Origin of the sequence: Kitasatospora xanthocidica, from assembly GCF_014656195.1 — a bacterium.
GTDB classification, from domain to species: domain Bacteria; phylum Actinomycetota; class Actinomycetes; order Streptomycetales; family Streptomycetaceae; genus Kitasatospora; species Kitasatospora xanthocidica.
In genome coordinates this window covers 516,759-542,277 of record NZ_BNBY01000001.1, presented here as the reverse complement: position 1 = coordinate 542,277, position 25,519 = coordinate 516,759, and the positions used below count along the sequence as shown (strand labels likewise).

Below are 25,519 nucleotides of genomic sequence, written 5' to 3'. Positions count from 1 at the left end.
TCCCGTACCGACCGGGGGATTTCCCCACCCCCGGTCGGGGTGCGGCCACCATCGCCCGACCACCCCTGGCCAGGACAAGCTGGACCCGCCGAGAACACCGGACACGGGGGAGGACCGCGATGAGCACCGGGCGCCACGGGCCACTGCGCACCACCGCACCGACGACACTGCTGGTCACCGCGCTCCTGGCAGCCCTGACCGTCCTGCTCCCCGGGGCGGGACGGGCCGGCGCCGCGACCGGCTCCGGCGACCCGGTCGCCACCCGGGTCGACTTCGCGGGCGCCGGCGGCACCGTCCTGCACGGCCTGGTGCTGACCCCGCCCACCGCCCCGCCCACCGCCACGGCCGGGCAGCGCGGCCCCGGGCTGGTCCTGATCCCCGGGGCCGGCCCCGGCCCGCTGGGCGAACTGCGGTCGGCCGCCGAGGCGTACGCCCGGCGCGGCATCACCACGCTGGTCTTCGACAAGCGCACCGACGGCTACTCGATGACCCACCGCGACTACGGGCAGCTCGCCGACGACGCCCTCGCCGCCGTCCGGCTGCTGCGCGCCCGGCCGGAGGTCGCGCCCGACCGGGTCGGCCTGTGGGGCCTCTCCGAGGGCGCCTGGGTGGTCTCGCTCGCCGCCACCCGCTCCCCCGACGTCGCCTACCTGGTCACCGCCGGCGCCGTCGGCCTCACCCCGGCCCGCCAGCAGGCCTGGGCGTACGACGGGTACCTGCGCCACGCCGGCGTCACCGGCTCGCTGCGCACCGCGCTGCCGGACACGTCGGTCCGGGTACTGTCCGCCGCCGGGCTCTTCCCCGAGGCCGGCTACGACCCGGTGCCGGTGTGGGAGCGGATCCACCAGCCCGTCCTGGCCGAGTGGGGCGCACTCGACCGCGAGGCCGCCCCCGAGGAGAGCGCCGCGATCATCCGGCAGGCCCTCGACCGGGCCGGCAACACCCACTACACGCTGCGGACGGTCCCCGGTGTCCGGCACAACCTGCACGTCACCGACGACGCCGGGTACGACCGGCCCGACCGGCTGCCGGCGGACTACGCCGAGACCGAGGCCGCCTGGATCCAGCGGCTCGCCACCGCCCTCCCCACCGCCTCCGCGGACCCGGCCCCGCACCAGGACGCCCGCAGCCGGGAGCTCGCCCCGCTGCGCTGGTACGAGTCCACCTGGTTCCAGGCCGTCGCCACCCTGCTCTGCCTGACCGGCTTCGCGGGCTACGCGCTGACCGGCGCCGCCCGCCGGATCCGCCGCGGGCCGCGCCCCCACGCCCTGCCCCGCGCCGCCCGCTGGGCCGCCGCCACCGGCACCGCCGCGCTGCTGGGCGGGCTCGGCTACCTGCTCTTCCTGGTGGTCACGGCCGCGATGTTCCCCGGCCCGGTGCTGTTCGGCCGCCCGGTGGTCTGGCTGGCGGTGCAGCTGCTCGCCCTGGTCGCCCTGGGCTCGGCCGTCGTCGCCGCCGGCACCGCCCTGCGACGGCGGGCCGCCCTCGCCACCGCCCCCGGCCTCGACCGGGCCCGGCTCGGCGCCCTGCTGCTGGCCGCCGCGCTGTTCACGCCCTGGGCCCTGTCCTGGGGGCTCCTGCTGCCCTGACCGGGGCCAGGGCCGGGGCCGAGGCCCTGACCGGGGCCGGGGCAGCGGTCACGCCGTCGCCGGAACCGCCACCCGGGCGGCCGGGGACGGCGAGCCGCCGTCCGACAGCCGTACGGTCAGCGCCCGCTGGCCGCGCGCGATCCACCGCACCGGCCAGCGCAGCAGCAGGAACAGGCAGAGCGCCCAGCCCGTCGCGTGCACCGCCCAGACCCCGGCCATGGTCGGCCCGCCCCAGGCCTGGTGGTAGTCCGTGCCCAGGTACCAGAGCGGGTAGCCGAAGTTCCGCACCGAGTTGAACAGCGCGTACCCCGTGACCAGCAGCGCCAGCGCGTCCAGCGGCAGCCCGAGGGCCGCCCGGGCCAGCACCCGGCCGCCGGTCCAGCCCCGGCCCCCCGACACCCGCGCCTGCCACCGGGTGGCCCGCCCGGGCCGGCCGGCCAGCACCAGCACGGCACCGACCGCGGCGGCCGGCAGGGCCAGCCCGGCCCGGACGGCGACACGGACGTCGGCACGGATGTCGGCGCTGACCTGACGGTGGATCGGGGACATGCTCGGCTCCTTCAGCCTCGTTCGGTCGGTGCCCGTACCCTCCCGCGCCGGCCCCCTCCCACTCGTCACACCGGGGAGCCCGATCCGGCGTCATACCGGGGTACTACCCGGCCCCCCGCCGCCTCCGCCCGCGCGGCACCGGCCCGTTCCCCCGCCAGGGGGAGCCGGTTCACCTCCGGCGAGGACGCCCCCGCCCCGGATCTCCGGGACCGTCGAAGGCGGACGGCGGACGACGGACGTCCCCCCGAACCGGAGGCGGAACCATGAACGCACCGACGCCCGCGACACCGACCACTGCAGGACCGACCGCGGCACCGACCTTGGCCGAACGGCTGCACGGCACACCCGCGCCCGGCGTCCCGCGCTGGGCCGTCCGCACCGCGTACGCCATCACCCTGGCCGTCCTGCCCTCCTGCCTCTGGCGGATCGGCGGCTTCGTCCTCGGCCTGCCGCTGCTCGACCACGGCCCGACGCCCCCGGACCGGGACCCGGCCTCCTTCGACGGCGGCTGGGCGTACATCCTCGCCCTCAGCGTGGTCAGCGAGGCCCTGGCCTTCCTCTGCTTCGGCCTGGTCGCCCGCTGGGGCGAGGTGTGGCCGCGCCGGCTCCCCGTCCTCGGCGGGCGCCCCGTCCCGGTGCTCGCCGCCGTCGTCCCGGCCGGGCTGGGCTCGGCGGCCCTGATGGTCTTCCCGTACGCGATGGTGATGTTCGCGCAAGGCCTGACCATCCGGGGCGACCGGGACGGGATCGTCACCCACGGCTGGCAGACCGTGGTGTTCTGGATCGGCTACCTCCCGCTGGCCGCCTGGGGGCCGCTGCTCGCGGTGCTCACCGTGCACTACTACCGTCGGCGCACCGCCCGTTGAGCTCAGAAACCGGTCGGCAGGCGGGGCGTGTACGCCGCCTCCAGGGCCGCTGCCTCGGCGTCGGTCAGGCGCAGCCGCACGGCGGCCGCGGCGTCGTCCAGGTGGCCCGGGCGGGTCGCGCCGACGACCGGGGCGGCGACCACCGGGTTGCGCAGCACCCAGGCCAGCGCGACCTGCGCCATCGGCACCCCGCGGGCGGCGGCCACGTCCTGGACGGCGTCCACGATCGGCCGGTCCACGTCCCCGAAGAACCGCCGGGCGACCGGGTCCCCGGCCGAGCGGGCGGTCCGCTCCCCGTACGGGCGGGCCAGCCGGCCCGAGGCCAGCGGGCACCACACCAGGCTGGAGACGCCCCGGTCCGCGAGGAACGGGAACATCTCCCGCTCCTCCTCCCGCTGCACCAGGCTGTACTGGTGCTGCATCGACACGAAGTCCGGGCCGCCCGAGCGCTCGGCGGCGTACCGCAGCTCGGCGAACCGCCAGGCCCACATCGAGGAGGCGCCGACGTACCGGACCTTGCCCGCGTCGACCACCTCCCGCAGGGCCGCCACCGTCTCCTCGACCGGGGTCGCCGGGTCGAAGCGGTGCAGCTGGAAGAGGTCGATGTGGTCGGTGCCGAGGCGCGCCAGCGAACCGTCGACCTGCTCCAGCACCGCCCGCCGGGAGAGCCCGGAGCCGCCCGGGCCGTCGTGCATCGGCAGGCCCGCCTTCGTCGCCAGGACGACGTCCTCCCGCCGGGTGTAGCGCCGCACCGCCCGGCCGACCAGCTCCTCCGAGGCGCCGCCGCCGTACACGTTGGCGGTGTCCCAGAAGGTGATGCCGAGCTCCACCGCCCGCCGGAAGACCGGCGCCGCGGCCTCCTCGTCCAGCGCCCACGGGTTGTGCCCGCCGCCCGAGCCGCCGAAGCCCATGCAGCCGAGCGCGATCCGGCTGACCTCCAGGTCGGTACCGGCGAGCTTCAGGTACTCCATCGCTCCTGCTCCTCCCTCGTTTCCGTTCCTCCCTCGCGGGGCTTCACGCCGGGTACGGCGAGGCGGCCCGGGCGTTCTTCAACGCGCCCGCCCACCAGTCCAGTTGGTCGAGCAGGACCTTGGCGTAGCCGGGCGCCTGCGGGTCGTCCGGACGGCCGTCCGTCCAGGCGGTGAAGTAGTTGGGGAAGGCCAGGCCGTCCCGGATGGTCACCGCGTGCAGCTCGGTCAGCACGTTCTCCAGGTGCAGGACGGCGTGCCGGCCGCCGGCCGCGCCGCCGTAGCTGACGAAGGCGACCGGCTTGGCCGTCCACTGGGTGAAGTGCCAGTCGATGGCGGCCTTCAGCGAGGCGGGGTAGCTGTGGTTGTACTCCGGCGTGACGACGACGAAGGCGTCGGCGCCCTCCAGGGCCTCGGTCAGCCTCGCCATCCCGGCCGGACGGGGGTAACCGTCGCCCGCGAACTTCGGTGAGGCGGCTGGCAGTTCGAGTGGCAGCTCGACCTCGGCGAGGTCCACCACCTCGACCTCGAAGCCGCCGTGCGCGGCGGCCTGCTCGGCCACCCACGAGGACACCACCGGGCCGAAGCGGCCCTCCCGGACACTGCCGAGGATGATCACCAGCTTGTGCGCGCCCTGCTGCTTGTTCGTGCTCTGCTGCTCATTGGCGTTCGTCTCCATGGCCACCACTCTCGGCGCGCCCCCGGGCCCCAACCAGACCGTGCCCAGGCTGGCCCCCGCAGGGCCACCCTCCACGTCGGACCGAGTCGTACGCTCGTCATATGGGGACACCACTGGGGGACTTCATCCGCGCCAAGCGCGACAGCATCCAGCCGGAGACGCTGGGACTGCCCGACCACGGCCGCCGCCGCTCACCCGGACTGCGCCGCTCCGATCTGGCCGTCCGCGCCGGCATCAGCGTCGAGTACCTGACCCGGCTGGAGCAGGGCCGGGACCGCAACCCTTCCACCCCCGTGGTCAACGCGCTCGCCGACGCCCTCAGCCTCGACCCCGCCGAACGCAACCACCTGCGCTACCTCACCAAGATCACCGGCGGCGCGTGCGCCGGCCGCACCCGGCCCGTCCCCGCACCCCGCGACATCCGCCCCACCGTCCGCGAGACCCTGCGGCTGCTCGAACCCGGCATCGCCGCCGTCACCAACCGGCTCGGCGACGTCCTCGCCCACACCAGCGGCTACGCGGCCGTCCTCGGCGCGGCCGGCCTGCTCGACACCCCGGCCCCCAACCTCACCCGCTACGTCTTCACCGACCCGCGCGCCCGCACCCTCTTCGCCGACTGGGACGACATCGCCGACGAACAGGCCTTCGACCTCTGGATCGGCCCCACCGCCGAAGCCTCCGAGTGGCTCAGCACCGACCTCGCCCCGCTCGCCGGCCCCGAGTTCACCCGCCGCCTCGGCAACCACCTCGTCCCCCGGCGCGGCCCGCTGCGCCTCCACCACCCGGCCGGCCCCGAACTCCGCCTCCACCGCGAGACCCTGGAACTGCCCGACGACTCCCAGCAGCTCCTGGTCCTGCTCCCCGCCGACGACGAGACCGCCGCCCACCTCGACCGCCTGCTCACCCCGGCCCCGCCCCGCCTGCGCGCCATCTCCTGAGCCCGCCCGTGGGCGGCTTCACCGCCCGGCGGCGCTCACTCCGCCGCCGCCACGCAGGACGGTACCGCGCCCCCTTCGCGGCCACCGGCGGCGTCCGCCGCCGCCCGGACGAACGCGAGCACCCGGGCCGTCGAGTTCCCCTCCCGCCAGATCGGGCCGCGCTCGATCGGGGGCGCGTCGTGGATCGGCACGTACACGACGTCCGGGCGCGGGTAGTAGCGGCGGGAGTGCTCGCCGACCGGCAGCACACCGCGGCCCATCGCGACCAGGCCCAGCATCTCGGAGAAGGTGCCGCCCGCCGGCCCCTTGGCCACCGGACGGCCCGACGGGGTGTGGTCGGGGGTGCGGTCCCGCTTGAACGCCGCCGAGGTGACCGCCGGGTACTGCACCACCGGATGGTCGGCCAGCACCTCCACCGACACCGACCGCTCCCCGGCCAGCGGATGCCCGACCGGCACCGCCAGGACCCGCTGCTCGGTCAGCAGCACCGGTCCGCAGGCCATCCCGTCGAACGGGTAGGAGGCGATCAGCACGTCCACCGAACCGTCCACCAGGCTCGCCCGGGAGTCGGAGAGCTGCACCTCGCGGACGTCGACCCGGCACTCCGGGTGCCGCTCGCCGAACAGCGCCACCGCCTTCAGCAGCACCGGCGCCGTCCACTCCCCGAGGAACGCCACCCGCAGCACCCCCGTCACCCCCCGGCCGGCGTCCTCAGCCCGCCGCAGCGCGGCCGTCATCGCCTCCACCACCGGGACCAGGTCGTCCGCCAACTGCCGCCCCACCGGGGTGATCCGCACCGACCGGCTGGTGCGCTCGAACAGCGGGGCGCCGATCTGGCGCTCCACCTTCTTCACCACCTGGCTGACCCGCCCGGTGGTCAGGTGCAGACGCTCGGCGGTCCGGCCGAAGTGCAACTCCTCGGCGAGCGTGAGGAGGACCTCGATCTCCAGCCGTTCCAGCATGCCGCCCCACCCCTCGATCGTTGAATCCCGCTCAACGATCGTACGGTCATCGTGTGTTGATCCGACCTTCGGACCGGAGGATCATGGAACCCGTCACCGACCGCGTGGGACCGCCCCCGCCGTCCCCCGTCCCACCCAAGGACCCACCGTGCGCGTCATAGCCTTCGACCACCTCGTCCTCAACGTCTCGGACGTCGAGCGCTCCCTGGCCTTCTACGCCGGCCTCCTCGGCCTGGAGCCCGTCCGCGTCGACGAGTGGCGCGCCGGCAAGGTGTCCTTCCCGTCCGTCCGCGTCACCGCCGACACCATCATCGACCTGACCAGCCGCCCCCGGCAGGAGTCCAACGTCGACCACATCTGCCTCACCGTCGAACCCCTCGACTGGCAGCAGGTCATCGACTCCGGCGTCTTCACCGTCCTCGAAGGCCCCGTCCCCCGCTACGGCGCCCGCGGCACCGCCACCTCCCTCTACGTCCGCGACCCCGACGGCAACACCGTCGAACTCCGCTGGTACCCCCAGGACACCACCGCCTGACCGCCCCGGCCCCACAACCCCGAAGCGCCGCCCCGGGAATCCCCCGGGGCGGCGCTTCAGTGGTGCGGGGTGTCAGTCGGCGAGGGGGAGGTAGCGCCGGTTGCCCCGGGCACTGACTCCATCGGTTGCTTCAGTCCCCGAAGTTCTCCACGCGCGGCCGCCGGGAGTCCGGCAGAGCGACCGCCTCCAGCGACTCGGCGAGCGGGAACTCGCGCACGAGCTCGGCAACGATGTCCTCGGCGCTCGACTGGTACAGCGCCCGGTACTGGAGCCCGCTGAACGGCTCCGGCACCGCGGTTCGTTCCAGGCAGACCGGAAGCAGTCGGGCACGGCCCTCGATGTGGGCCCGGTAGAGCCGTTCCGCCTCCATGGTGCACCACTTGCTCTGCCAGTAACTGGACGAGAACAGCAGCACCCCGATCGCGCTGGTGGAGAGCCCGTCGGAGAGCTCGGCCATCCAGTTCGCACCGGCTCGTATCGCACCCTGCACCCGGTAGTCGAAGACCTTCTGGAACGAGCCGCGCAGCAGAGTGCTGAACTCCGCCGCCACCACGCTGTCCTCGCGCGCATAGCTGAGGAAGACCTGCTCTTTGCGCCTGCTGGCCGACGCGAAGTACTCGGCCGCCTGGCCGGCGTCCCGGATGTAGCGCGGCTGCTGACCGATCACCTTCAGATGCGTGCGGAACGCCGGCACCAGATCCGCCTCGGACTCCCACCGGAGCATCGCCTTGCGGTGCCCAACCTCCGACTCCCCGAACAGCACCTCCTCGGCGGTCTCGGCCTGGGGGCCGTTCCGCTCGTGGAGCATCGGCAGCAGCGGCACACCGTGCCCGAGGACGAAGCCCGCCGTCATCTGCGCCGCCGGGTCGTCCAGGGCCAGGATCGCCCAGTCGAGCCTACGCAGCCGGGTCATCAGCTCCGGGTCGAACCTCGGTGGCCAGGGTAACGGCGCGGGCTCCCACGCCGTATCGTTCAGCACCTGTTCCAGGGCTTCGCGGACCTCCGGCTGGTACTCGCGTGACAGCAGCAGTCCTACCCTTCCGGCCTGGTGAGCCCGCGCCTTCCTCCTGATGCCCATCGCGAGGCTCAGCCGTTCGACGAAGGCCCGGTAGGCCCGGCTGACCCTGGCGACCAACGCCGAATCCGGGGCATCCGAGATCTCCTGCGGGTCGTACTCGATCACCATGACACTCGGCGGCGACTGCATCAGACGCCGATAGCGATGGTCGCAGAACACGATGGCCGGCCGCTGGGCGCGGATGGCGATGCCGAGTTCCAGCAGGAAGTAACGGGCTTCCTGGCGCAACTCCGCCAGGTCCCAGGACTCCTGGGAATCCCCCGGAAGCGGATAGACGCCGACGAAACCGTCGGCATCGCGGATCAGCCGCTCAAGCCGGGTGACGCTGGTGAACATGGTGCCCTCGTCGACCCGAAACGCCACCTCCTGGACCTCACTGATGATGCGCCAGAAGAAGAGGTTAACGTCCGCGGACCGGTAGCGGTGGCTCAGGAACACGGTGGGCCGCTCGGCAAGTGCACGGTCATTGCCCACCCGGTTCCTCCTCCGCGGCCGTCGGGGAGGTCACTGCCGAATTCAACCCGGACATGTCGAGGACGTCCTGCTGCCGCAGCTTGGCGTAGACCGCATCGGAGGTGAATCCCGCGATGAAACCGACGGACACCACGAAGAACAGCAGCCTTCTGGCGCCGGCTCCGGCCAGGATGTCCGGCGATGTGGCCAACTGCGCCGTCACGAAGAGCAGAAAGGCCACTGCGCCGGCGGCCATACCGAGAGCGGAGGCTCGGTACCAGTCGCCACCGCGGTCGACCGAGGTCCTGGTGATGGCCCCGGAGATGGCCGCCAGCAAGGAGCCCAGGATGAGCGCGGTCAGGTTCAGCGAAGCGCTGCCCGTGGTGGCATAGGTGAGTGGGATCGTCGCCAGGGCGGCCAGCAACATCACCGTTCCGACTAGGAGGCCCAGACCCGCGCGCCGCGCCTGAGACCGACGGCCTTCCTCCCGCTGCCGCTGTTGCGTGAGCCGACGGCGGCGCTGTTCCAGCAGGATCTCCACCACGCGCTCACCGGAACCGGGCCGCCAGCCGGCCCCGAGATCGGAGATCTCGTCCTCCGTAGCCTGGTTGCGGACCCTGCCAAGCGTCTCCCAGGCCTTGCGCGCGCCACCACCGAAGGTTGCGACCGGCGCCAGCGGTATCTCGAAGGCCAGTCCTACCATCGCGGTCACCAGGGTGGTCCGGCCGCCGCCTATCAGGACGATCCCCTGCACCTCGCTCAGCGACCGGTAGAAGGCGACCTCCCAGTCCTCCCCGGCCTCATGGCGGACCTCGAAGGCCTCCTCGTGCTGGTTCATCTCCGCGAAGTCGATACGCGGATGGTCGAACGGGGGCCGCACCCGGATCGACCGGGCCGAGATCGGCGCCCCGGCGAGGTACCCGGTGACAACATGGTGTTCCAGGAACGCGGGCGAGCTCGAATAGACCATCAGATCGCATCCCCGCACCGCGAGGGCGGCACCGATCTCCTCGGCGGCCCGTGCGGCCGAAACACTGCCATCAGCTCGCTCGGAATCCCCCGGCGGGGTGCTTCCGACCACCGCCACGACGGGCCTGCTCGACTGCGGAACGAGGGCTGCTAAACCCTCGCCGCGCGCGGTCCCACCAGCCAAGGAATCAGCCTTCCTACCCCGAATGCCTGACGCATGGTCAGCACGCCCCGACATGGCCCGACGGCTCGTCACACTCGGTCCACAGCATGGCAGAGACCGGTGGCCGGAGCGACGCACTGTCGAAATATCAGAGGCCGGACGCTCGGCAGGGGCACCTCGGGGAGCACAGGGCTTCGCCAGAACGTCATCGTCCACCTCGATCGCCGTCAGGGCCCGAGCCCGAAACCGAACGGACGCCGCTCCCGGAGGCCGTCAGCCTCGTGAAGCGGCGCCCATCCTCGGGCCGTGCGGGGTGTCAGTCGGCGAGGGGGAGGTAGACCCGGCTGCCCTGGGCCTTGAACTCCTCGGACATGGCCTGCATGCCGGCCTCGGCCTCGGCGTCGTAGCCGGAGGCCACGGCGGTGGCGCCGTCGCCGTGCTCGTCGCGGATCTTCTGGGAGATCTTCATCGAGCAGAACTTGGGACCGCACATGGAGCAGAAGTGGGCGGTCTTGGCCGGTTCGGCGGGGAGGGTCTCGTCGTGGAAGGCGCGGGCGGTCTCCGGGTCGAGGGCCAGGTTGAACTGGTCCTCCCAGCGGAACTCGAAGCGGGCGTCGGAGAGGGCGTCGTCCCACTCCTGGGCGCCGGGGTGGCCCTTGGCGAGGTCGGCGGCGTGGGCGGCGATCTTGTAGGTGATCACGCCGGTCTTGACGTCGTCCCGGTTGGGCAGGCCCAGGTGCTCCTTGGGCGTGACGTAGCAGAGCATCGCGGTGCCCCACCAGGCGATCATCGCGGCGCCGATGCCCGAGGTGATGTGGTCGTAGCCGGGGGCGACGTCCGTGGTGAGCGGGCCGAGGGTGTAGAACGGCGCCTCGTCGCAGATCTCCTTCTGGAGATCCATGTTCTCCTTGATCTTGTGCATCGGGACGTGGCCCGGGCCCTCGATCATCACCTGGACGTCGCGCTCGCGGGCGATCCGGCCGAGCTCGCCGAGGGTCTGCAGCTCGGCGAACTGCGCCTCGTCGTTGGCGTCGGCGATGGAGCCGGGCCGCAGGCCGTCACCGAGCGAGAAGGTCACGTCGTAGGCGGCGAGGATGTCGCAGAGTTCCTCGAAGTTGGTGTAGAGGAAGTTCTCCTGGTGGTGCGCCAGGCACCAGGCGGCCATGATCGAGCCGCCGCGCGAGACGATGCCGGTCTTGCGGCGGGCGGTGAGCGGGACGTAGCGCAGCAGCACGCCCGCGTGGACGGTCATGTAGTCGACGCCCTGCTCGCACTGCTCGATGATCGTGTCACGGTAGACCTCCCAGCTCAGCTCCTCGGCCTTGCCGTCGACCTTCTCCAGGGCCTGGTAGAGCGGCACGGTGCCGATCGGCACGGGGGAGTTGCGCAGGATCCACTCGCGGGTGGTGTGGATGTTGCGGCCGGTGGAGAGGTCCATGACGGTGTCGGCGCCCCAGCGGGTGGCCCAGGTCATCTTCTCCACCTCCTCCTCGATCGAGGAGGTGACGGCGGAGTTGCCGATGTTGGCGTTGATCTTCACCAGGAAGTTGGTGCCGATGACGGCCGGCTCCACCTCGGGGTGGTTCACGTTGACCGGGATGACGGCCCGGCCGCGGGCCACCTCGTCGCGCACGAACTCGGGCGCGAGGCCCTCGCGCAGCGCCACGAACTCCATCTCCGGGGTCACCACGCCCCGCTTGGCGTACGCGAGTTGGGTGACGGCGACGCCGCCCCGGCCACGCAGCGGGCGGCGCGGACGGCCGGGGAAGACGGCATCCAGGTTGCGCAGGTTGCCGCCGCGCGGAGCGGTGTGCTTGATCCCGTCGTCCTCGGGGCGCGGCTCGCGGCCGTCGTACTCCTCGACGTCGCCGCGCTGGCGGATCCACGGGTCGCGCAGGGCGGGCAGGCCGCGCCGCACGTCGGGCTCGTACGCGGGGTCGGTGTACGGGCCGGAGGTGTCGTACAGCGGGACGGACTTGTCGTTGGTGAGCCGCACCTCGCGGTACGGGACCCGCAGGTCGGGGCGGGATCCCTCGCGGTAGGCCTTGCGCCAAGCCGGGGTCGGGTAGCCCGTGCGCTCGCTGCTGGGGGCGCTCTGGGCAGACTGCGGCTGTGCGTCGAACGTGGTCATCTGACCTCTACTCCCTACGCCGGCATTACCCGGTCCAGGTTCCTGCGGTCGACGCAGCCGTCGGTCCGTCCGTCGACGTCCCGGTCAGCGCCCTCTCAGCCCGGTGCTCCGAGCTCCCGCGTCGCAGGCGGTGTTGCCTGCACATGACGCCCAACACCGTAGCGAGCCGATCGGCGCAGGTCCAGAGCGGGTCCACCGGCCGGAAGCGTCGGGCGGAGGCAGCGGGCGGAGGCAGCAGGCGGAGGCAGGCGGGCGGGATGCCCGGGAACGGGAACGGCCGAGGCCCGGCTCCCCGTGACGGGGACCGGGCCTCAGGGCGGCGGTGCGGGGGAGGGCGGTCAGCTCCTGGCGGCCTTCTTCACCAGGATCACCACCGCGGCCGCGATGCCGACCACCACCAGCAGCTTGATCGCGAACCAGACCAGCGCCCCGACCACGCCGAAGACGAAGGCGACGATGTTCCAGGCCAGCACCAGGACCAGCACCGGGATGACGATGTTGCGCACCCAGGAGGGCAGCGACTTCCAGAGCTCAGCCATGTCGGTTCCTCTTCTCCCCTCGGGTCGGCCGCCGTCCGGTGCCGCATCCCGCTTGCTTTCGATACTTCGATCGTACGGGGGCCGGAGTGCCGGAACGAGGGCCAACGGCCCGGAGAGAACCCCGAGATCACCCCGACCCCGACCCCCGGGAAGACCCCTTGCGGATCTACGGGGAGACCCCCCCGGAAGACCCCCGCCGAACGGCCGGGAACGGGCTCCGCCGCCGGTCAGACCGGCCAGCGCTCGCCGCGCCAGGCGGCGTCCCAGAACATCCACTCGTAGCGCGAGGTGGTCACGAAGTGGTCCACCACCTTGCGGCGCTCGGCCGGGGAGAGCTCCTCGCCGATCCGGTCCGTGAGGGCCAGCACCCGGCGGACCACCGACTGGAACGCCTCGTCGCCGTAGGTCGCGATCCACTGGGCGTAGAGCGGCTCGGGGGAGCCCTGGGCGAGCAGCGCCTCGCCGACCCGGGCGTAGATCCAGTAGCAGGGCAGCACCGCGCCGAGCGCCTCGGCGAAGGACCCGCCGTAGACGGTGGCCAGCAGGTAGCTGGTGTAGGCGCGGGTGGTGGGCAGCACCGGCTCGGCCGCGGCCTGCTCGGCGGTGCCGCCGAAGGCGGTCAGGAACTCGGCGTGCATGCCCTGCTCGGCGGCCAGCGCGCCGACCGCGTCGTCCGCGAAGGCCCGGACGTCCTGCTCACCGGGCGCCTTGGCGGCGCAGACGGCGAGGGCGCGGGCGTAGTCGCGCAGGTAGTGCGAGTCCTGGACGACGAAGTGGCGGAAGGCCTCGCGCGGCAGGGTGCCGTCGGTGAGGCCGGCGAGGAAGGGGTGGGCGAGGATCTCGGCGTAGACCGGCTCGATCGAGGCCCAGAGTTCTTCGGTGAGGCTGCGGGTCATGCGGACGACCCTAAGCGAGCCCTCCTTCTCCCTGCTCAGGTCTCCGGAACGCTCAGCCCTCCGGAACGCTCAGCCCTCCGGAACGCTCAGGCCTCCGGAACGCTCAGGCCTCCGGCGGCGAGAACACGACCAGCACCCGCAGCTCCTCGGTGACGTGGTGGAACCGGTGCGGGGTGCCCGCCGGGACGTACACCACGGTGCCGCGTCCGACCGTCGCTGTCTCGGCGCCGACGGTCAGCTCGGCGCGGCCGCTGATCACCTGGTAGATCTCGTCCTGGTCGTGCGCCGTCTGCGGGTCGGTGTCACCGGGGGAGAGCGCGTACAGCCCGGCGGACATGTGCGGTTCGCGCAGGAACCGCAGGTACGCGCCGTCGTTGGCCGCCCGTTCGGCGTCCAGTTCGTCCAGCCGGAACAGCTTCACCGCCGCCGTCCTCCTTCGTCCGCTCCGGGACCGTCCGTCCACCTCCGGGACCAGGGGCATTCAACACCAACCCGCCGTGTGGTGGTTCCCCCGGGAGGCCCGGCCTGCCACTCTTGGGCGGCATGAAGGGTTTCGTCATCAAGACACTGATCAACGCGGTGGCCATCTGGGTCGCCGCCTGGATCGTCAGCGGCATCCAACTCGCCCAGGGCAAGGCCGACTGGCAGCACAAGGCACTCACGGTGCTCGGCGTCGCCGTGGTCTTCGGCCTCGTCAACTGGCTGATCAAGCCGGTGGTCAAGCTGTTCTCGTTCCCGTTGTTCATCCTCACGCTGGGCCTGATCACCTTCGTGATCAACGCCCTGATGCTGATGCTGACCTCGTGGGCGTCCGGGAGGCTGGAGCTGGACTTCCACGTGAACAACTTCGGGAACGCGCTGGTCGGTTCGCTGATCATCAGCCTGGTGGCCTGGGGCCTGCACCTGGCCCTGGACGACGACTGACCGCCGACGTGCGCCCGCGCGAGGGGCCCGTACCCGGGTGGTCCACCGGGGACGGGCCCCTTCGTCGTCCGCCCAGCCGCGGCCGGCCCCCACCCCGCGCCGCACCCCGTGCCTCACCCCGCGTTCTCGCGCCCCCTGAGGATGTCCGCGAGCTCGGCGTCGAGCTCCCGCCCGGCGAGTTCCCGCCCCATCGGCACCAGCCGGCCGGTGCGCGCCAGGAAGGCGGTCAGCGGCGCCGACGGGGCCCGCAGCGCGGCCTGGCCGTGCGGGGACCGCAGCACGACGCGGACCTCCGAGCGCTCCTCGCCGACCGGGTGGATGTGCACGTCGCCCTCGCCCGCCGGGCCGCCGATCCCTTCGAGCAGCAGCTCCCGCGCGAAGTACCAGGTGACCGGCGCGTCGCCGGGCAGGTCGAAGGTGAACCGGACGGCGTACGGGTCGGCGGCCTCGTACGCCAGGTCCACCCGGATGCGGAGGGAGAGCTCCTGCGAGACCAGGAGGTCCATCACCAGGTGGCCCTGGACGGTGCTGTGCTGCATGGCGCCCCTACCTCTCGTTCTGCGGTTCCCGCGACGCGCGCGGTGGCGGCCCGGGCGGGTCCGCGTTTCGGTCGATTCCCCGGGTTTCGACGCATTCCCGGCGCGGGAGACTCCCGCACAACGCTCCAGCCCCGGAGGTGGCCATGGACCACGAGAACCGAACCCCGCCACCGCGCCCGGTCGTGAAGCGCACCGCCCGGGCGATCCTGCTGGAGCTGGACCCCGACGATCCGTACGGCCCGGCGTCGATCGTGCTGATCCGACGGGTCCGGCCGGGCGCGCCGCACCCGTACTGGATCACGCCCGGCGGCGGGGTCGAGCGCGAGGACCGGACGGTGGTCGAGGCGCTGCACCGCGAGGTGGACGAGGAGCTCGGCGGCAAGGTCGTGGACGTGGTGCCCGCCTTCGTCGACACCATCAGCCACACGCACCACGACGACGGGACGCCGCTGCATCCGCACGGGGTCAAGGTGCAGCACTTCTTCGTCTGCCGGCTCGCCTCGATGGACCTCAGCCGGCGGCACGGGCCGGAGGTGACGGAGCCGAACGGCGAGTACGAGGTGGTCCGGCTGCCGTTCACCCGGGAGGGGGTCACCTCGGTCAATGTGGTGCCGCCCCGGCTGCGGGCGTACCTGGCGGCCAACATCGAGGGCATCCGCGCGCTGCTCGCGCCCGATCTCGGGTGATCACCCGGCGGCCAGGTCGCCGACCAGGTCGTGCCGGATCCGCTCGGCCGGGACGCCGGCCCGGAGCAGCACCCCGACGCCCCGGCGCACCATCGCGGGCGGCCCGCTGAGCACCGCCTCGCGGTCCGCCCACGGGCCGAACCGGCCCACCACCTCGGGCAGTTCGCCGGTCAGCGCGCCCTCGGCCGGGCCGGTGCCGGAGAGCACCGGGCGGACCGTCAGCCAGGGGTGGACCCGGGCCAGTTCGCGCAGCCCGTCCAGCGCGTACAGCTCGGCGGCGCGGCGGGCCCCGTAGAACACCTCGACCCGGCGGCCGGGCACGCCGTGCCCGGCGATCTCCTCGACCAGGGCGCCGACCGGCGCGATGCCGGTGCCGCCGCCGAGGCAGAGCAGGTCCCCGCCGGCGGTGTGGTCGACGGTCATCGACCCGGCCGCCGGGCCGAGCCGCAGGACGTCCCCGGGCGCGGCCCGGTGGACCAGCGCGTTGCTCACCCAGCCCGCCTGGACGGCCTTGACGTGGAAGGTCAGCAGCCCGTCCGGCCGGGGGGCGGTGGCGAAGGAGTAGTGCCGCCAGACCCGCGGCCACCAGGGCGTCTCCAGGCTGGTGTACTGCCCGGCCCGGAACGGGTACGCCTGGTCGGGGCGGACGGTGATCACCGCGATGTCCCGGGCGGGGCGCTCGTGCCGGACGACCTCGCCCTGCCACCAGGGCGGCGAGGTGCGGGCGGCCTCCTCGGCGGCCTCGATCATGATCGAGGAGATCAGCCGGTAGGCGCGGCGCCAGGCCAGTTCGGTCTCGGCGTCCCAGCGGGCGCCCGCGTACCGGGCCAGTGCCTGCACCAGGCACTCCCCCACCGGGGCGTAGTGGCCGGTCAGCGTGCCGTACCGGCGGTGGCCCCGGCCGAGCCCGCCCAGCTTGGCGGTCAGGGCCACCGGGTCCTCGGCGCCGCGCGCGGCGTCCAGCAGGGCGCGGAAGAGCCGGTCGCGCTGGACGTCCATGGCGGCGGGGAAGAGCGAGCGGACCTCGGGGTGCTGCAGGAAGAGCAGCGCGTAGAAGTGCGCGGTGGCCCGGTCGGCGACCGGCTCGACGACGGCGAGGCTGGCCCGGATCAGCTCGATGTCCCGGGCGGTGAGGGGGAGTTCGACGGCGGGGACGAGCTGTCCACCGGCCGGGAGGGCCGGCGCGGCGGCCGGCACGGCGGCCGACGGGTGCTCGACGGGCGGCTGAACGGCCCAGGCGTCGCTCCAACTGTCGCCCGGCCCGGCCCAGTTGAGCCCGGGGGCATCGGCGAACAGCGGACGGAAGGCGGGCGAGGTCCCGGTGGTCATGACCGCCTCCGGGTAGCTCGGCGCCGGGACGGCCGGCGGCTCGGCGGGCATCGCCGGGATGCCGGGCATCGCCGGGATGCCGGGCATCGCCGGGATGCCGGTCGCGGCCGGAGCGAGAGGCATCGCCGGAGCGAGGGGCGCGGCCACCGGCGGGAGGTCCGGCGGGTCCAGCGGCATCGGCGGCCGCACCGGCTCCGCCGAGCGGGGCTCCTCCGACCGGCGTGCCTGCCGCACCGCCGGGTCCTCGGACGGGAGCTCCGGCAGGCCCGGGACGGAGGAGGCCCCCGCCGAACCGTGCCCGGTGCGGACCAGAAGTGTTCTGCGGGACTTCACCGCTACGTTTCGAGTACCCAAGAGAATCGTTTCGCCTCCGGCCGGCCTGCGCCACCACCTGGCTTGTCTCTGCTGACGCCTAGGCAGCGTGGCACGCCCGAACTGCTCATCCGACAAATCGCGCGAAGCCCGGACACCCGGCCCGGGAACGCGCTACTCTCACTCGATCGCGGTTGCCCTGAGTGGCCCCCCGTCCACCCAGGGCAACCGTCGTCCGTGCGCGGCGGATGCCCTCAGAGCTGCCGCAGCAGCATCCCGGGCTGCTCCACGCAGTCCGCGACGAACCGCAGGAATCCGCCCGCCGTCCCGCCGTCGCAGACCCGGTGGTCGAAGGTGAACGACAGCTGCGTCACCTCGCGCACCGCCAACTCCCCGCCGTGGACCCAGGGTTTGGCCACGATCCGGCCGACCCCGAGCATCGCCGCCTCGGGGTGGTTGAGGATCGGGGTGGAACCGTCCACGCCGAACACCCCGTAGTTGTTCAACGTGAAGGTACCGCCGGTCAGTTCGGCCGGGGAGAGCGAGCTGCCGCGCGCCGACTCGGTCAACCGGGCCAGCTCCTCGACCAGTTGCTCGGTGCTGCGGTCCTGCGCGTCCCGCACCACCGGGACGACCAGGCCGCGCTCGCCCTGCGCGGCGAAGCCCAGATGCACCGCCGGGTGCCGGACGATGCCCGAACCGTCCTCGGTCACCGAGGAGTTGAGCTCGGGGAAGCGCGCCAGCGCGACCGTGCAGATCCGCGCCAGCAGCGCCAGCACGCTCACCTTCGGGCCCGGGGTCGCGTTCAACTGCCGCCGCAGTGCCATCAGTTCGGTGGCGTCGGCGTCCACCCAGCAGGTCGCGGCCGGGATCTCCCGGTGACTGCGGCTGAGCTTCTCGGCCACCGCCTTGCGCAGCCCGCGCAACGGGACGACGTTCTCCGAAGCGACGGACCCGACGGACGCACCGGCCGCACCGGTCCCGGCGGCCTTGGCCGCGACCGGAGCCGCCACCGTGGCCGCGACCGCCCGTTCGACGTCCGCCCGCATGATCAGCCCGTCCGGCCCGCTGCCGGTGAGCGCGGTCAGGTCGACCCCCTGCTCCCGGGCCAGCCGCCGCACCAGCGGCGAGATCACCGGCACCACGGCCGGAGCAGCAGGCGCAGTCGGCACAGCGGGAACAGCCGGAGCAGCAGGCGCAGCGGAAACGACGGGAACAGCAGGAGCAGCCGCACCGACCCGGCGCCGCCGCCCGCCCTTCCCGGTCTCCGCGACGCCGTACCCGACCAGCGGCCGCTCCACCTCGGCCGAAGCCGAGAACCCGGCCGAAGCCGAGGATCCGGGAGCAGACCCGACCGGCTCGTCGGAGCCCCCGCCCGGCGCGGCCACCGCGACCGTCACCAGCGGCGCGCCGACGGCGATCTCCTCGCCCTCCTCGCCGTACCGCGCGGTGACCACCCCGCCGTACGGGCAGGGCACCTCCACCACGGCCTTGGCGGTCTCCACCTCCACCACCGGCTGGTCGATCGCGATCACCTCGCCGACCTCGACCATCCAGCGCACCACCTCCGCCCCGGTGAGCCCCTCACCGAGGTCGGGCAGCCGGAACTCCCGTACGACGGGCATCATGCTCGGTCCTCCCACTGCAGCCGGGCGACCGCGTCCAGGATCCGGTCCACCCCGGGCAGGTGGTGGTGCTCCAGCATCGGCGGCGGGTACGGGATGTCGAAGCCGGTGACCCGCAGTACGGGCGCGGCCAGGTGGTGGAAGCAGCGCTCGGTGACCCGCGCGGCGATCTCCGCTCCGGTGCCGCCGAAGCCGGTCGCCTCGTGCACCACCACGGCCCGGCCGAGCGAGCGCACCACCCGGCAGACCGTCTCGTCGTCGAACGGCACCAGGGTGCGCAGGTCCAGCACGGCCAGGTCCCAGCCCTCGGCCTTCGCCGTCTCGGCCGCCTCCAGGCAGACCGGCAGCGAGGGGCCGTAGGTGATCAGCACGGCGGACGTCCCGGCGCGCCGCAGCACGGCCTTGCCGATCGGCTCGACCGGCGCCGCCGGGTCGAACCCGTCCTTGCCCCAGTAGAGCCGCTTGGGCTCCAGGAAGACGACCGGGTCGTCGGAGGCGATCGAGGCGCGCAGCAGCCCGTACGCGTCGCCCACCGTCGCGGGCGTGACCACGTGCAGGCCGGGGGTGCTGGTGTAGTACGCCTCGGAGGCGTCGCTGTGGTGCTCGACCCCGCCGATGCCGCCGCCGTACGGGATCCGGACGGTGATCGGCAGCGGGAGCCGGCCGGCCGTGCGGTTGCGCATCTTGGCGACGTGCGAGAACAGCTGCTCCAGCGCCGGGTAGGCGAAGGCGTCGAACTGCATCTCGACCACCGGGCGCAGCCCGTACATCGCCATGCCGATCGCGGTGCCGAGGATGCCGGCCTCGGCGAGCGGGGTGTCCAGGCAGCGGTCCGGGCCGAACTCGGCGGTCAGCCCGTCGGTGATCCGGAAGACGCCGCCGAGCGCGCCGACGTCCTCGCCGAGGACGTGCACCGCCGGGTCCTCGCGCATGGCGTCCCGGAGCGCGGAGTTGAGCGCCTGCGCCATGGAGGCGGTACGGGCACCGGAGGAAACGACGGTGGACATCAGTGCTGCACCTCGGCCTCGGCGGCCAGCTCGGCGGACAACTGGGCGGCCTGCTCCCGCAGCTGCGGGGTCGGCTCGGCGTAGACGTGGGCGAACAGGGCCATCGGGTCCAGGGCCGGGTCGGCGTGGAACTCGGCCCGCATCCGGGCCGCCAGCGCCTCCGCCTCGTCCGCCGACTCCCGCACGAGGGCGTCGTCCAGCACGCCGAGTCCGCGCAGCGCGCGCTCCATCAGCAGGATCGGGTCGTGGTCCCGCCAGGCGGCCACCTCGGGTTCGGTGCGGTAGCGGGTGGCGTCGTCCGCGTTGGTGTGGGCCTCGATCCGGTAGGTCAGGGCCTCGACCAGGGTCGGACCGCCACCGCCGCGGGCCCGCTCGACCGCCTCGGCCAGCACGGAGTGCACGGCGGGGGCGTCGTTGCCGTCGACCAGCCGGCCCGGCATGCCGTAGCCGACGGCCTTGTGCGCCAGGCTGGGCGCGGCGGACTGCGCGCTGAGCGGTACGGAGATCGCGTAGCCGTTGTTCTGGACCAGGAAGACGACCGGCGCGTTGAGCACGGCGGCGAAGTTCAGCGCCTCGTGGAAGTCGCCCTCGCTGGTGCCGCCGTCGCCGAGCATCGCCAGCGCGACGGCGGGCTCGCCGCTGAGCCGGGCGGCGTGCGCCAGCCCGACGGCGTGCGGGGCCTGGGTGGCGAGCGGGGTGCAGAGCGGGGCGGTACGGCTGGCGCGCGGGTCGTAGCCGGTGTGGGCGTTGCCCCGCAGCAGGGTCAGCGCCTCCAGCGGGTCGACGCCCCGGGAGACCACGGCGAGGGTGTCGCGGTAGCTGGGGAACAGCCAGTCCCGCTCGCCGAGCACCAGCGCGGCGGCGATCTGGCAGGCCTCCTGGCCGGTGGACGCCGGGTAGACGGCGAGTCGACCCTGCTTCGTCAGGGTGGTGGCCTGCTGGTTGTAGCGGCGGCCGACGACCAGGCGCCGGTAGAGCTCGCGCAGCAGCGCCGGCTCGTACTTCTCCAGCGCGGGGGTGCCGAGCACCCGGACGGGGGAGAGGTCCGGGAGAAGGGGGGCCGGGTCGGTGCGCGGGGCGGTGGCTCCGGGCGACCAACCGGGCACGCCCGTGTGGTGTCTGTGGTCGAGAACGGTCATCTCGGGGCACCTCCAGGGGTGGCGGGGGCTCCCTACCGATTGTTCGGTCGTCTGTTCATCTTGGCCAGAAGCGTGACAAGGTGGTGGACATTCGGCCTGCGCGGCGGTCGACTGGTGGCATTACGTCCAATCGGTGAGGGTGGGGGGTCATGTCGGCTGAACAGATGTCCAGACTCGACCGGGTGGACCGGTCGATCCTGCGGCTGCTGCAGCAGGACGGCCGGGCCTCGATCCGCTCGGTGGCCGAGCGGGTGCACGTCTCCCGGGCCAACGCGTACGCCCGGATCTCCAGGATGGTCGAGGACGGCATCATCCGCGGCTTCACGGCCAGGGTGGACCACGAACGGGCAGGTCAGGCCGCGTCCGCGTACATCACCCTGAAGATCGTCCAGAACTCCTGGCGCACCGTCCGCGAGCAGCTGCTGGCACTGCCCGGGGTCGCGCACATCGCCCTGGTCGGCGGGGACTTCGACGTCCTGCTGCTGGTGCACACCGCCGACAACCGGACCCTGCGGGAGCTCGTGCTCAACCGCATCCAGTCCATCCCCCAGGTGCTGGGCACCCGCACCATGCTGGTCTTCGAGGAGACCGACCAGGTCCCCCCGGACCCGGCACCCCCCGTGTAAGCGCCGCCGGCTACCGGGCCCGCAGGCCGTCGAAGGCCAGGTGCACCACCGCGTCCGCGACGCCGTCGGCGGCCTTGAGCCCCGGCCGGTACCACTCCACGATCGAGTTGATCATCCCGAACAGCAGCCGGGTGGCCAGCCGCGGCTCCACGTCCGCGCGCAGCGAACCGTCCGCGACCGCCGCCCGCAGCAGCTCCGCGACCTGGTGGTCGAAGTCCCGGCGCCGCTCCAGCGCCCACAGCTCGGTGGCCGTGTTGCCGCGCACCCGCAGCAGCAGCGTCACGTACGGCAGCTCGGCCAGCAGCACCTCGGCGGTGCGCCGCACCACGTGCTCCAGCCGCTCGACCGCCGGGCCCTCGACCGCCGCCGGCTCGGCCAGGATCCCGAAGAGTCCGTCCAGCGCCCGGCCGACCGCCAGCCGCAGCAGTTCCTCCTTGCCGCGGACGTGGTGGTAGATGGAGGACTTCGAGATCCCGGCCGCCCGGGACAGGTCCTCCATCGAGGTGCCGTCGTAACCGCGCTCGTTGAAGACGTCGACGGTCACCGCGAGCAGTGACTCAACGGTGTAGGCGGTGCGCGTGGTGTGATCGGCCATCCTCCGAGTATCCCCGGCCGCCCGGCGCGGTACGCGATCGGGTCCTCTCGGTCCGCACCGGTCAGGAGGGCCAGGCCCTAGAATCTGCGGACGATCCGTCCACGTCCAGCAGGCTGGGGTCCACGGCTGATGAACGCAATACCGGCAGTCGCCTCCGACGTGCCCGAGCAGCGCAGCGGGGAGCCCGAGGAGTCGCGCGCCTGGCAGGAGCGCGCCCGGGCGCTGGTGGTCCGGTTCGGCCCGGCCGTGTGGTGCTACGCGCTGCTGAAGCTGATCGGCTTCACGGTGTTCATGAAGCTGCTCTCGTTCGCCGGCGACTACGCCAAGAAGCCGGCCAGGTTCGGCGGCGGCGCCAACCCCTGGGACGTGCTGGCCAGCTGGGACGGCTGGTGGTACCAGCAGGTCGCCCAGTTCGGCTACCACCCGGCGCTGGTGGCGATCCCCGGCCCGGAGGGCTTCAACGTCGAGCAGAACTCGGCCGCCTTCTTCCCGCTCTACCCGGGCCTGATGCGGCTGACCTCGGAGGTCACCCCGCTCGGCCTGTACGGCGCCGGGATGCTGGTGTCGGTGGTGGCCTCGCTGTTCGCCGCCGCCGGGATCTACGCCGTGGTGGAGAAGCTGACCGGGGACGTCCGGGCGGGCGTGATCGCGGCCGGGATCTGGGCGATCGCCCCGGGCTCGGGCGCCGAGTGGGCGGTCTACTCGGACTCCACCTTCGTCGCGCTGGCCGCCTGGGCCTGCTACGCCGTGATGACCAGGCAGTGGGTCGCGGCCGGGGTGATCACCCTGGTCGCCGGGCTCAACCGGCCGACCGCGGCGGCGCTGATCGGCGCGGTCGGCCTGGCCGCGCTGGTCGAGCTGTACCGGCGGGAGAGCGGGGTGCTGCGCCCGCTGGCCGCGATGCTGCTGGCCCCGGTCGGCCTGCTCGGCTACGTCGGCTGGGTGGGCTGGAAGACCGGCGAGTGGGGCGGCTACTTCCGGCTGCAGCACGACGCCTGGCTGCACTACTTCGACGGCGGCCAGGGCACCTGGCACGCGATCCGCGGCGTGCTGCTGGGCCGGAACGACTACCCCTTCGCGTTCCCGGTGCCGGACCTGCTGGCGACCCTGATCGTGCTCACCCTGCCGGTGCTGATCGTGCTGATGATCCGGCTGCGCCCGCCGCTGGTGCTGACCGCCTACACGCTGGCCACGATCGTCTCGGTGCTCGGCAGCCTCGGCATCTTCGGCAACACCTCGCGCTACCTGCTGCCGGCGTTCCCGCTGTTCATCGCGCTGGCGGTGGGCATGCGCAAGCTGAGCTGGCCGGTGCTGGCCGCGGTGCTGGGCAGCGGCGCGATCGCCTCCGGCTGGTACGGCGGGTACGTGCTGTTCGAGCTGGGCGTGCCGTAGACCGCGCGGTGCGGAAGGTTCGGAGGGCGCGTCCGCCACGGACGCGCCCTCCGTCCGTTCCGCGGATGTCCTGGCGGATGTCCCGGTAGATGCCCCGGCTCACGTCCCGGCGGATTCCCTTCCCTGCACCCTCTTGAGCCGACCGATCGTTCGGTTACTCTGTGACGTGTCCCGTCCTCCCCTCTGAGGAGCGCACAGATGTCCGCAGCGGTCACCCACCCCCTCGTCAGCGAGCTGGTCGCGCGCCACCAGGCCACCCTGGACGCCGCGCTCGACGCCGCCGCCAAGCGCGACTACTGGTCGCCCTACCCCGAGTTCCCGAAGGCGTACGGCGAGAGCGGCCCGGCGGACGGCAAGGCCGCCTTCGACGCGCTGCTCGGCAAGCCCTTCGCCCTGGCGGGCCACCCCACCGACGGCGACCTGGTCGGCGGCGAGACCTCCCCGTACGGCGTCGAGCTGGGCATCACCTACCCGCACGCCGGCCCGGACGCGCTGATCGCCGCGCTCACCGCCGCCCGCCCCGGCTGGGCCGCGGCCTCGCCGCTGGAGCGCGCCGCCGTCTGCCTGGAGATCCTGCACCGGATCAACGCCCGCTCCCACGAGTTCGCCCAGGCCGTCATGCACACCACCGGCCAGGCCTACGGCATGGCCTTCCAGGCCGGCGGCCCGCACGCCCAGGACCGCGGTCTGGAGGCCGTCGCCTACGCGTACGCCGAGCAGACCCGGCTGCCCCGGCAGGCCGGCTGGACCAAGCCCCAGGGCAAGCGCGACCCGCTGGTGATGACCAAGGAGTTCACCGTCGTCCCGCGCGGCCTCGCGCTGCTGATCGGCTGCAACACCTTCCCCACCTGGAACGGCTACCCGGGCCTGTTCGCCTCCCTGGCCACCGGCAACCCGGTGCTGGTCAAGCCGCACCCGCGGGCCGTGCTGCCGCTGGCGCTGACCGTCGCGATCGCCCGCGAGGTGCTCACCGAGGCCGGCTACGACGCGAACCTGGTCTGCCTGGCCGCCGAGCACGAGGGCGGCACCGTCGCCGCCACCCTCGCGGTCCGCCCCGAGATCAAGATGATCGACTACACCGGCTCCACCGCCTTCGGCGACTGGCTGGAGGAGAACGCCCGGCAGGCGCAGGTGTACACCGAGAAGGCCGGCGTCAACGCGGTCCTCATCGACTCCACCGACGACTACAAGGGCATGCTCGGCAACCTGGCCTTCGCGCTCTCGCTCTACAGCGGCCAGATGTGCACCACCCCGCAGAACGTCCTCGTCCCGCGCGGCGGCATCACCACCGACCAGGGCGACAAGTCCTTCGACGAGGTCGTCACCGACCTGGCCGGCGCGATCGAGGGCCTGCTCTCCGACGACACCCGCGCCGCCGCCGTCCTGGGCGCCGTGGTCAACCCCGGCGTGCTGCAGCGCTCGGCCGCCGCGGCCGGCGGCGAGTACGGGGAACTCGTCCTCGCCCCGCGCCCGGTGACCTCGCCCGAGTTCCCCGGCGCCACCCTGCGCACCCCCGCCCTGGTCAAGCTGGACGCCGACAAGCCGGACGACCGCGCGGTCTTCCGCAGCGAGTGCTTCGGCCCGGTCTCCTTCGCCGTCGCCGTCGAATCCACCCCCGCCGGCATCGAGTTGCTGCGCACCACGGTCCGCGAGAAGGGCGCCATGACGGCCTCCGGCTACACCACCTCGCCCGAGGTGGAGCAGCTGCTGGTCGAGGCCGCGCTGGACGCCGGCGTCTCGCTCTCGCTCAACCTCACCGGCGGCGTCTACCCCAACCAGACCGCCGCCTTCTCCGACCTGCACGGCACCGGCGCCAACCCGGCCGCCAACTCGGCCTACTGCGACGGCGCGTTCGTCGCCAACCGGTTCCGCACGGTGGAGGTCCGCCGGCACGCCTGAGCGCCGGCGTGACTCCCCGGGCCCCGACGGTCACCGACCGTCGGGGCCCGGCGGTTCACAGCTCCCTCCCGGGCCAGCGATGATGGAGGCTGGGAGAACGCAGGGAACGGCGTCCAACCGCCCTCCGAACA

General features: G+C 73.2%; 25 protein-coding genes. 9 read left to right on the top strand and 16 right to left on the bottom strand.

The window, feature by feature from the left end; translation table 11 throughout:
• The first annotated feature begins 119 nt into the window (after nt 1-119).
• On the top strand, nt 120-1,589 hold the full coding sequence (locus tag IE332_RS02360; protein ID WP_189913334.1) for an alpha/beta hydrolase family protein: 1,470 nt from the start codon (nt 120-122) through the stop codon (nt 1,587-1,589).
• A 48-nt stretch (nt 1,590-1,637) separates the two neighbouring features.
• On the opposite strand, the gene IE332_RS02355 is transcribed toward IE332_RS02360, so the two are convergent.
• Entirely contained in the window at nt 1,638-2,138 is a 501-nt protein-coding gene (locus IE332_RS02355) for a hypothetical protein (RefSeq protein ID WP_189913333.1), read from the bottom strand.
• A 263-nt stretch (nt 2,139-2,401) separates the two neighbouring features.
• On the opposite strand from IE332_RS02355, the gene IE332_RS02350 reads away from it, so the two are divergent.
• The gene (locus IE332_RS02350) at nt 2,402-3,004 is read left to right on the top strand and encodes a hypothetical protein (protein ID WP_189913332.1); all 603 of its coding nucleotides are present in this window, start codon (nt 2,402-2,404) and stop codon (nt 3,002-3,004) included.
• Nucleotides 3,005-3,006: 2 nt separating this feature from the next.
• On the opposite strand, the gene IE332_RS02345 is transcribed toward IE332_RS02350, so the two are convergent.
• Both IE332_RS02345 and IE332_RS02340 read right to left on the bottom strand, forming a co-directional pair.
• The gene (locus IE332_RS02345; RefSeq protein WP_189913331.1) at nt 3,007-3,975 is read right to left on the bottom strand and encodes an aldo/keto reductase; all 969 of its coding nucleotides are present in this window, start codon (nt 3,973-3,975) and stop codon (nt 3,007-3,009) included.
• A gap of 43 nt (nt 3,976-4,018) precedes the next feature.
• On the bottom strand, nt 4,019-4,651 hold the full coding sequence (locus IE332_RS02340; RefSeq protein WP_189913330.1) for an NADPH-dependent FMN reductase: 633 nt from the start codon (nt 4,649-4,651) through the stop codon (nt 4,019-4,021).
• Between the two features lie 101 nt (nt 4,652-4,752).
• Between IE332_RS02340 and IE332_RS02335 the strand changes: the two genes are divergently transcribed.
• Nucleotides 4,753-5,589, top strand: coding sequence for a helix-turn-helix domain-containing protein (locus tag IE332_RS02335; protein WP_189913329.1), 837 nt, complete (start codon nt 4,753-4,755; stop codon nt 5,587-5,589).
• A gap of 35 nt (nt 5,590-5,624) precedes the next feature.
• Here the strand turns inward: IE332_RS02335 and IE332_RS02330 are convergent, their stop codons facing one another.
• A complete protein-coding gene (locus tag IE332_RS02330; protein WP_189913328.1) occupies nt 5,625-6,551 on the bottom strand; it encodes a LysR family transcriptional regulator in 927 nt (308 codons plus the stop codon).
• A gap of 148 nt (nt 6,552-6,699) precedes the next feature.
• Here IE332_RS02330 and IE332_RS02325 point away from each other — a divergent pair, with 148 nt between their 5' ends.
• Nucleotides 6,700-7,086: a VOC family protein gene (locus IE332_RS02325; protein ID WP_189913327.1), complete on the top strand. Its 387-nt coding sequence runs from the start codon at nt 6,700-6,702 to the stop codon at nt 7,084-7,086.
• Between the two features lie 130 nt (nt 7,087-7,216).
• Here the strand turns inward: IE332_RS02325 and IE332_RS02320 are convergent, their stop codons facing one another.
• The 6 genes from IE332_RS02320 to IE332_RS02295 all read right to left on the bottom strand — a co-directional run bounded on the left by IE332_RS02320 (nt 7,217) and on the right by IE332_RS02295 (nt 13,736).
• Nucleotides 7,217-8,638 carry a toll/interleukin-1 receptor domain-containing protein gene (locus IE332_RS02320; protein WP_189913326.1) on the bottom strand — a complete coding sequence of 474 codons (1,422 nt, stop codon included), beginning with the start codon at nt 8,636-8,638 and terminating at the stop codon, nt 7,217-7,219.
• The gene (locus IE332_RS02315; protein WP_189913325.1) at nt 8,628-9,704 is read right to left on the bottom strand and encodes a hypothetical protein; all 1,077 of its coding nucleotides are present in this window, start codon (nt 9,702-9,704) and stop codon (nt 8,628-8,630) included. The genes IE332_RS02320 and IE332_RS02315 overlap by 11 nt, the downstream gene beginning before the upstream one ends.
• A gap of 361 nt (nt 9,705-10,065) precedes the next feature.
• Nucleotides 10,066-11,880, bottom strand: coding sequence for a phosphomethylpyrimidine synthase ThiC (thiC, locus tag IE332_RS02310; protein WP_189913324.1), 1,815 nt, complete (start codon nt 11,878-11,880; stop codon nt 10,066-10,068).
• Between the two features lie 338 nt (nt 11,881-12,218).
• Complete coding sequence (locus tag IE332_RS02305) at nt 12,219-12,419, bottom strand: DUF5326 family protein (RefSeq protein ID WP_189913323.1); 201 nt, start codon at nt 12,417-12,419, stop codon at nt 12,219-12,221.
• Between the two features lie 227 nt (nt 12,420-12,646).
• On the bottom strand, nt 12,647-13,315 hold the full coding sequence (gene tenA, locus IE332_RS02300; RefSeq protein WP_189913322.1) for a thiaminase II: 669 nt from the start codon (nt 13,313-13,315) through the stop codon (nt 12,647-12,649).
• Between the two features lie 103 nt (nt 13,316-13,418).
• Nucleotides 13,419-13,736 (bottom strand): cupin domain-containing protein, encoded by a 318-nt coding sequence (locus IE332_RS02295; protein WP_189913321.1) that lies wholly within the window; start codon nt 13,734-13,736, stop codon nt 13,419-13,421.
• Between the two features lie 122 nt (nt 13,737-13,858).
• Between IE332_RS02295 and IE332_RS02290 the strand changes: the two genes are divergently transcribed.
• Nucleotides 13,859-14,239: a phage holin family protein gene (locus IE332_RS02290; protein ID WP_189913320.1), complete on the top strand. Its 381-nt coding sequence runs from the start codon at nt 13,859-13,861 to the stop codon at nt 14,237-14,239.
• 113 nt (nt 14,240-14,352) lie between these two features.
• Here IE332_RS02290 and IE332_RS02285 read toward each other — a convergent pair whose 3' ends face one another.
• Entirely contained in the window at nt 14,353-14,778 is a 426-nt protein-coding gene (locus tag IE332_RS02285; protein ID WP_189913319.1) for an SsgA family sporulation/cell division regulator, read from the bottom strand.
• Between the two features lie 143 nt (nt 14,779-14,921).
• On the opposite strand from IE332_RS02285, the gene IE332_RS02280 reads away from it, so the two are divergent.
• The gene (locus IE332_RS02280) at nt 14,922-15,464 is read left to right on the top strand and encodes an NUDIX domain-containing protein (protein WP_189913318.1); all 543 of its coding nucleotides are present in this window, start codon (nt 14,922-14,924) and stop codon (nt 15,462-15,464) included.
• On the opposite strand, the gene IE332_RS02275 is transcribed toward IE332_RS02280, so the two are convergent.
• The 4 genes from IE332_RS02275 to pdhA form a co-directional block, all read right to left on the bottom strand.
• Nucleotides 15,465-17,126, bottom strand: coding sequence for a globin domain-containing protein (locus IE332_RS02275; RefSeq protein WP_229928227.1), 1,662 nt, complete (start codon nt 17,124-17,126; stop codon nt 15,465-15,467).
• 233 nt (nt 17,127-17,359) lie between these two features.
• Nucleotides 17,360-18,730, bottom strand: coding sequence for a dihydrolipoamide acetyltransferase family protein (locus tag IE332_RS02270; RefSeq protein WP_189913551.1), 1,371 nt, complete (start codon nt 18,728-18,730; stop codon nt 17,360-17,362).
• Nucleotides 18,730-19,737 carry an alpha-ketoacid dehydrogenase subunit beta gene (locus IE332_RS02265; RefSeq protein WP_189913317.1) on the bottom strand — a complete coding sequence of 336 codons (1,008 nt, stop codon included), beginning with the start codon at nt 19,735-19,737 and terminating at the stop codon, nt 18,730-18,732. Before IE332_RS02265 ends, IE332_RS02270 begins: the two co-directional genes overlap by 1 nt.
• Complete coding sequence (gene pdhA, locus IE332_RS02260; RefSeq protein ID WP_189913316.1) at nt 19,737-20,876, bottom strand: pyruvate dehydrogenase (acetyl-transferring) E1 component subunit alpha; 1,140 nt, start codon at nt 20,874-20,876, stop codon at nt 19,737-19,739. Before pdhA ends, IE332_RS02265 begins: the two co-directional genes overlap by 1 nt.
• 149 nt (nt 20,877-21,025) lie before the next feature.
• Here pdhA and IE332_RS02255 point away from each other — a divergent pair, with 149 nt between their 5' ends.
• Nucleotides 21,026-21,502 (top strand): Lrp/AsnC family transcriptional regulator, encoded by a 477-nt coding sequence (locus tag IE332_RS02255; RefSeq protein WP_229928226.1) that lies wholly within the window; start codon nt 21,026-21,028, stop codon nt 21,500-21,502.
• A gap of 10 nt (nt 21,503-21,512) precedes the next feature.
• On the opposite strand, the gene IE332_RS02250 is transcribed toward IE332_RS02255, so the two are convergent.
• Nucleotides 21,513-22,097, bottom strand: a complete 585-nt coding sequence (locus IE332_RS02250) for a TetR/AcrR family transcriptional regulator (RefSeq protein ID WP_189913315.1) — start codon at nt 22,095-22,097, stop codon at nt 21,513-21,515.
• Nucleotides 22,098-22,226: 129 nt separating this feature from the next.
• Here IE332_RS02250 and IE332_RS02245 point away from each other — a divergent pair, with 129 nt between their 5' ends.
• Together IE332_RS02245 and paaN are read left to right on the top strand one after the other, a co-directional pair.
• A complete protein-coding gene (locus IE332_RS02245; RefSeq protein ID WP_189913314.1) occupies nt 22,227-23,489 on the top strand; it encodes a putative hexosyltransferase in 1,263 nt (420 codons plus the stop codon).
• A 198-nt stretch (nt 23,490-23,687) separates the two neighbouring features.
• Nucleotides 23,688-25,388, top strand: a complete 1,701-nt coding sequence (gene paaN / locus IE332_RS02240) for a phenylacetic acid degradation protein PaaN (RefSeq protein ID WP_189913313.1) — start codon at nt 23,688-23,690, stop codon at nt 25,386-25,388.
• Nucleotides 25,389-25,519 lie beyond the last annotated feature (131 nt).

Excerpts from the sequence above, each read along its gene's own strand:
- IE332_RS02360 (WP_189913334.1), top strand. The coding sequence starts at position 120 with ATGAGCACCGGGCGCCACGGGCCACTGCGCACCACCGCACCGACGACA.
- IE332_RS02355 (WP_189913333.1), bottom strand. The coding sequence starts at position 2,138 with ATGTCCCCGATCCACCGTCAGGTCAGCGCCGACATCCGTGCCGACGTC.
- IE332_RS02350 (WP_189913332.1), top strand. The coding sequence starts at position 2,402 with ATGAACGCACCGACGCCCGCGACACCGACCACTGCAGGACCGACCGCG.
- IE332_RS02345 (WP_189913331.1), bottom strand. The coding sequence starts at position 3,975 with ATGGAGTACCTGAAGCTCGCCGGTACCGACCTGGAGGTCAGCCGGATC.
- IE332_RS02340 (WP_189913330.1), bottom strand. The coding sequence starts at position 4,651 with ATGGAGACGAACGCCAATGAGCAGCAGAGCACGAACAAGCAGCAGGGC.
- IE332_RS02335 (WP_189913329.1), top strand. The coding sequence starts at position 4,753 with ATGGGGACACCACTGGGGGACTTCATCCGCGCCAAGCGCGACAGCATC.
- IE332_RS02330 (WP_189913328.1), bottom strand. The coding sequence starts at position 6,551 with ATGCTGGAACGGCTGGAGATCGAGGTCCTCCTCACGCTCGCCGAGGAG.
- thiC (WP_189913324.1), bottom strand. The coding sequence starts at position 11,880 with ATGACCACGTTCGACGCACAGCCGCAGTCTGCCCAGAGCGCCCCCAGC.
- IE332_RS02305 (WP_189913323.1), bottom strand. The coding sequence starts at position 12,419 with ATGGCTGAGCTCTGGAAGTCGCTGCCCTCCTGGGTGCGCAACATCGTC.
- tenA (WP_189913322.1), bottom strand. The coding sequence starts at position 13,315 with ATGACCCGCAGCCTCACCGAAGAACTCTGGGCCTCGATCGAGCCGGTC.
- IE332_RS02290 (WP_189913320.1), top strand. The coding sequence starts at position 13,859 with ATGAAGGGTTTCGTCATCAAGACACTGATCAACGCGGTGGCCATCTGG.
- IE332_RS02285 (WP_189913319.1), bottom strand. The coding sequence starts at position 14,778 with ATGCAGCACAGCACCGTCCAGGGCCACCTGGTGATGGACCTCCTGGTC.
- IE332_RS02280 (WP_189913318.1), top strand. The coding sequence starts at position 14,922 with ATGGACCACGAGAACCGAACCCCGCCACCGCGCCCGGTCGTGAAGCGC.
- IE332_RS02270 (WP_189913551.1), bottom strand. The coding sequence starts at position 18,730 with ATGCCCGTCGTACGGGAGTTCCGGCTGCCCGACCTCGGTGAGGGGCTC.
- IE332_RS02265 (WP_189913317.1), bottom strand. The coding sequence starts at position 19,737 with ATGTCCACCGTCGTTTCCTCCGGTGCCCGTACCGCCTCCATGGCGCAG.
- pdhA (WP_189913316.1), bottom strand. The coding sequence starts at position 20,876 with ATGACCGTTCTCGACCACAGACACCACACGGGCGTGCCCGGTTGGTCG.
- IE332_RS02255 (WP_229928226.1), top strand. The coding sequence starts at position 21,026 with ATGTCGGCTGAACAGATGTCCAGACTCGACCGGGTGGACCGGTCGATC.
- IE332_RS02250 (WP_189913315.1), bottom strand. The coding sequence starts at position 22,097 with ATGGCCGATCACACCACGCGCACCGCCTACACCGTTGAGTCACTGCTC.
- IE332_RS02245 (WP_189913314.1), top strand. The coding sequence starts at position 22,227 with ATGAACGCAATACCGGCAGTCGCCTCCGACGTGCCCGAGCAGCGCAGC.
- paaN (WP_189913313.1), top strand. The coding sequence starts at position 23,688 with ATGTCCGCAGCGGTCACCCACCCCCTCGTCAGCGAGCTGGTCGCGCGC.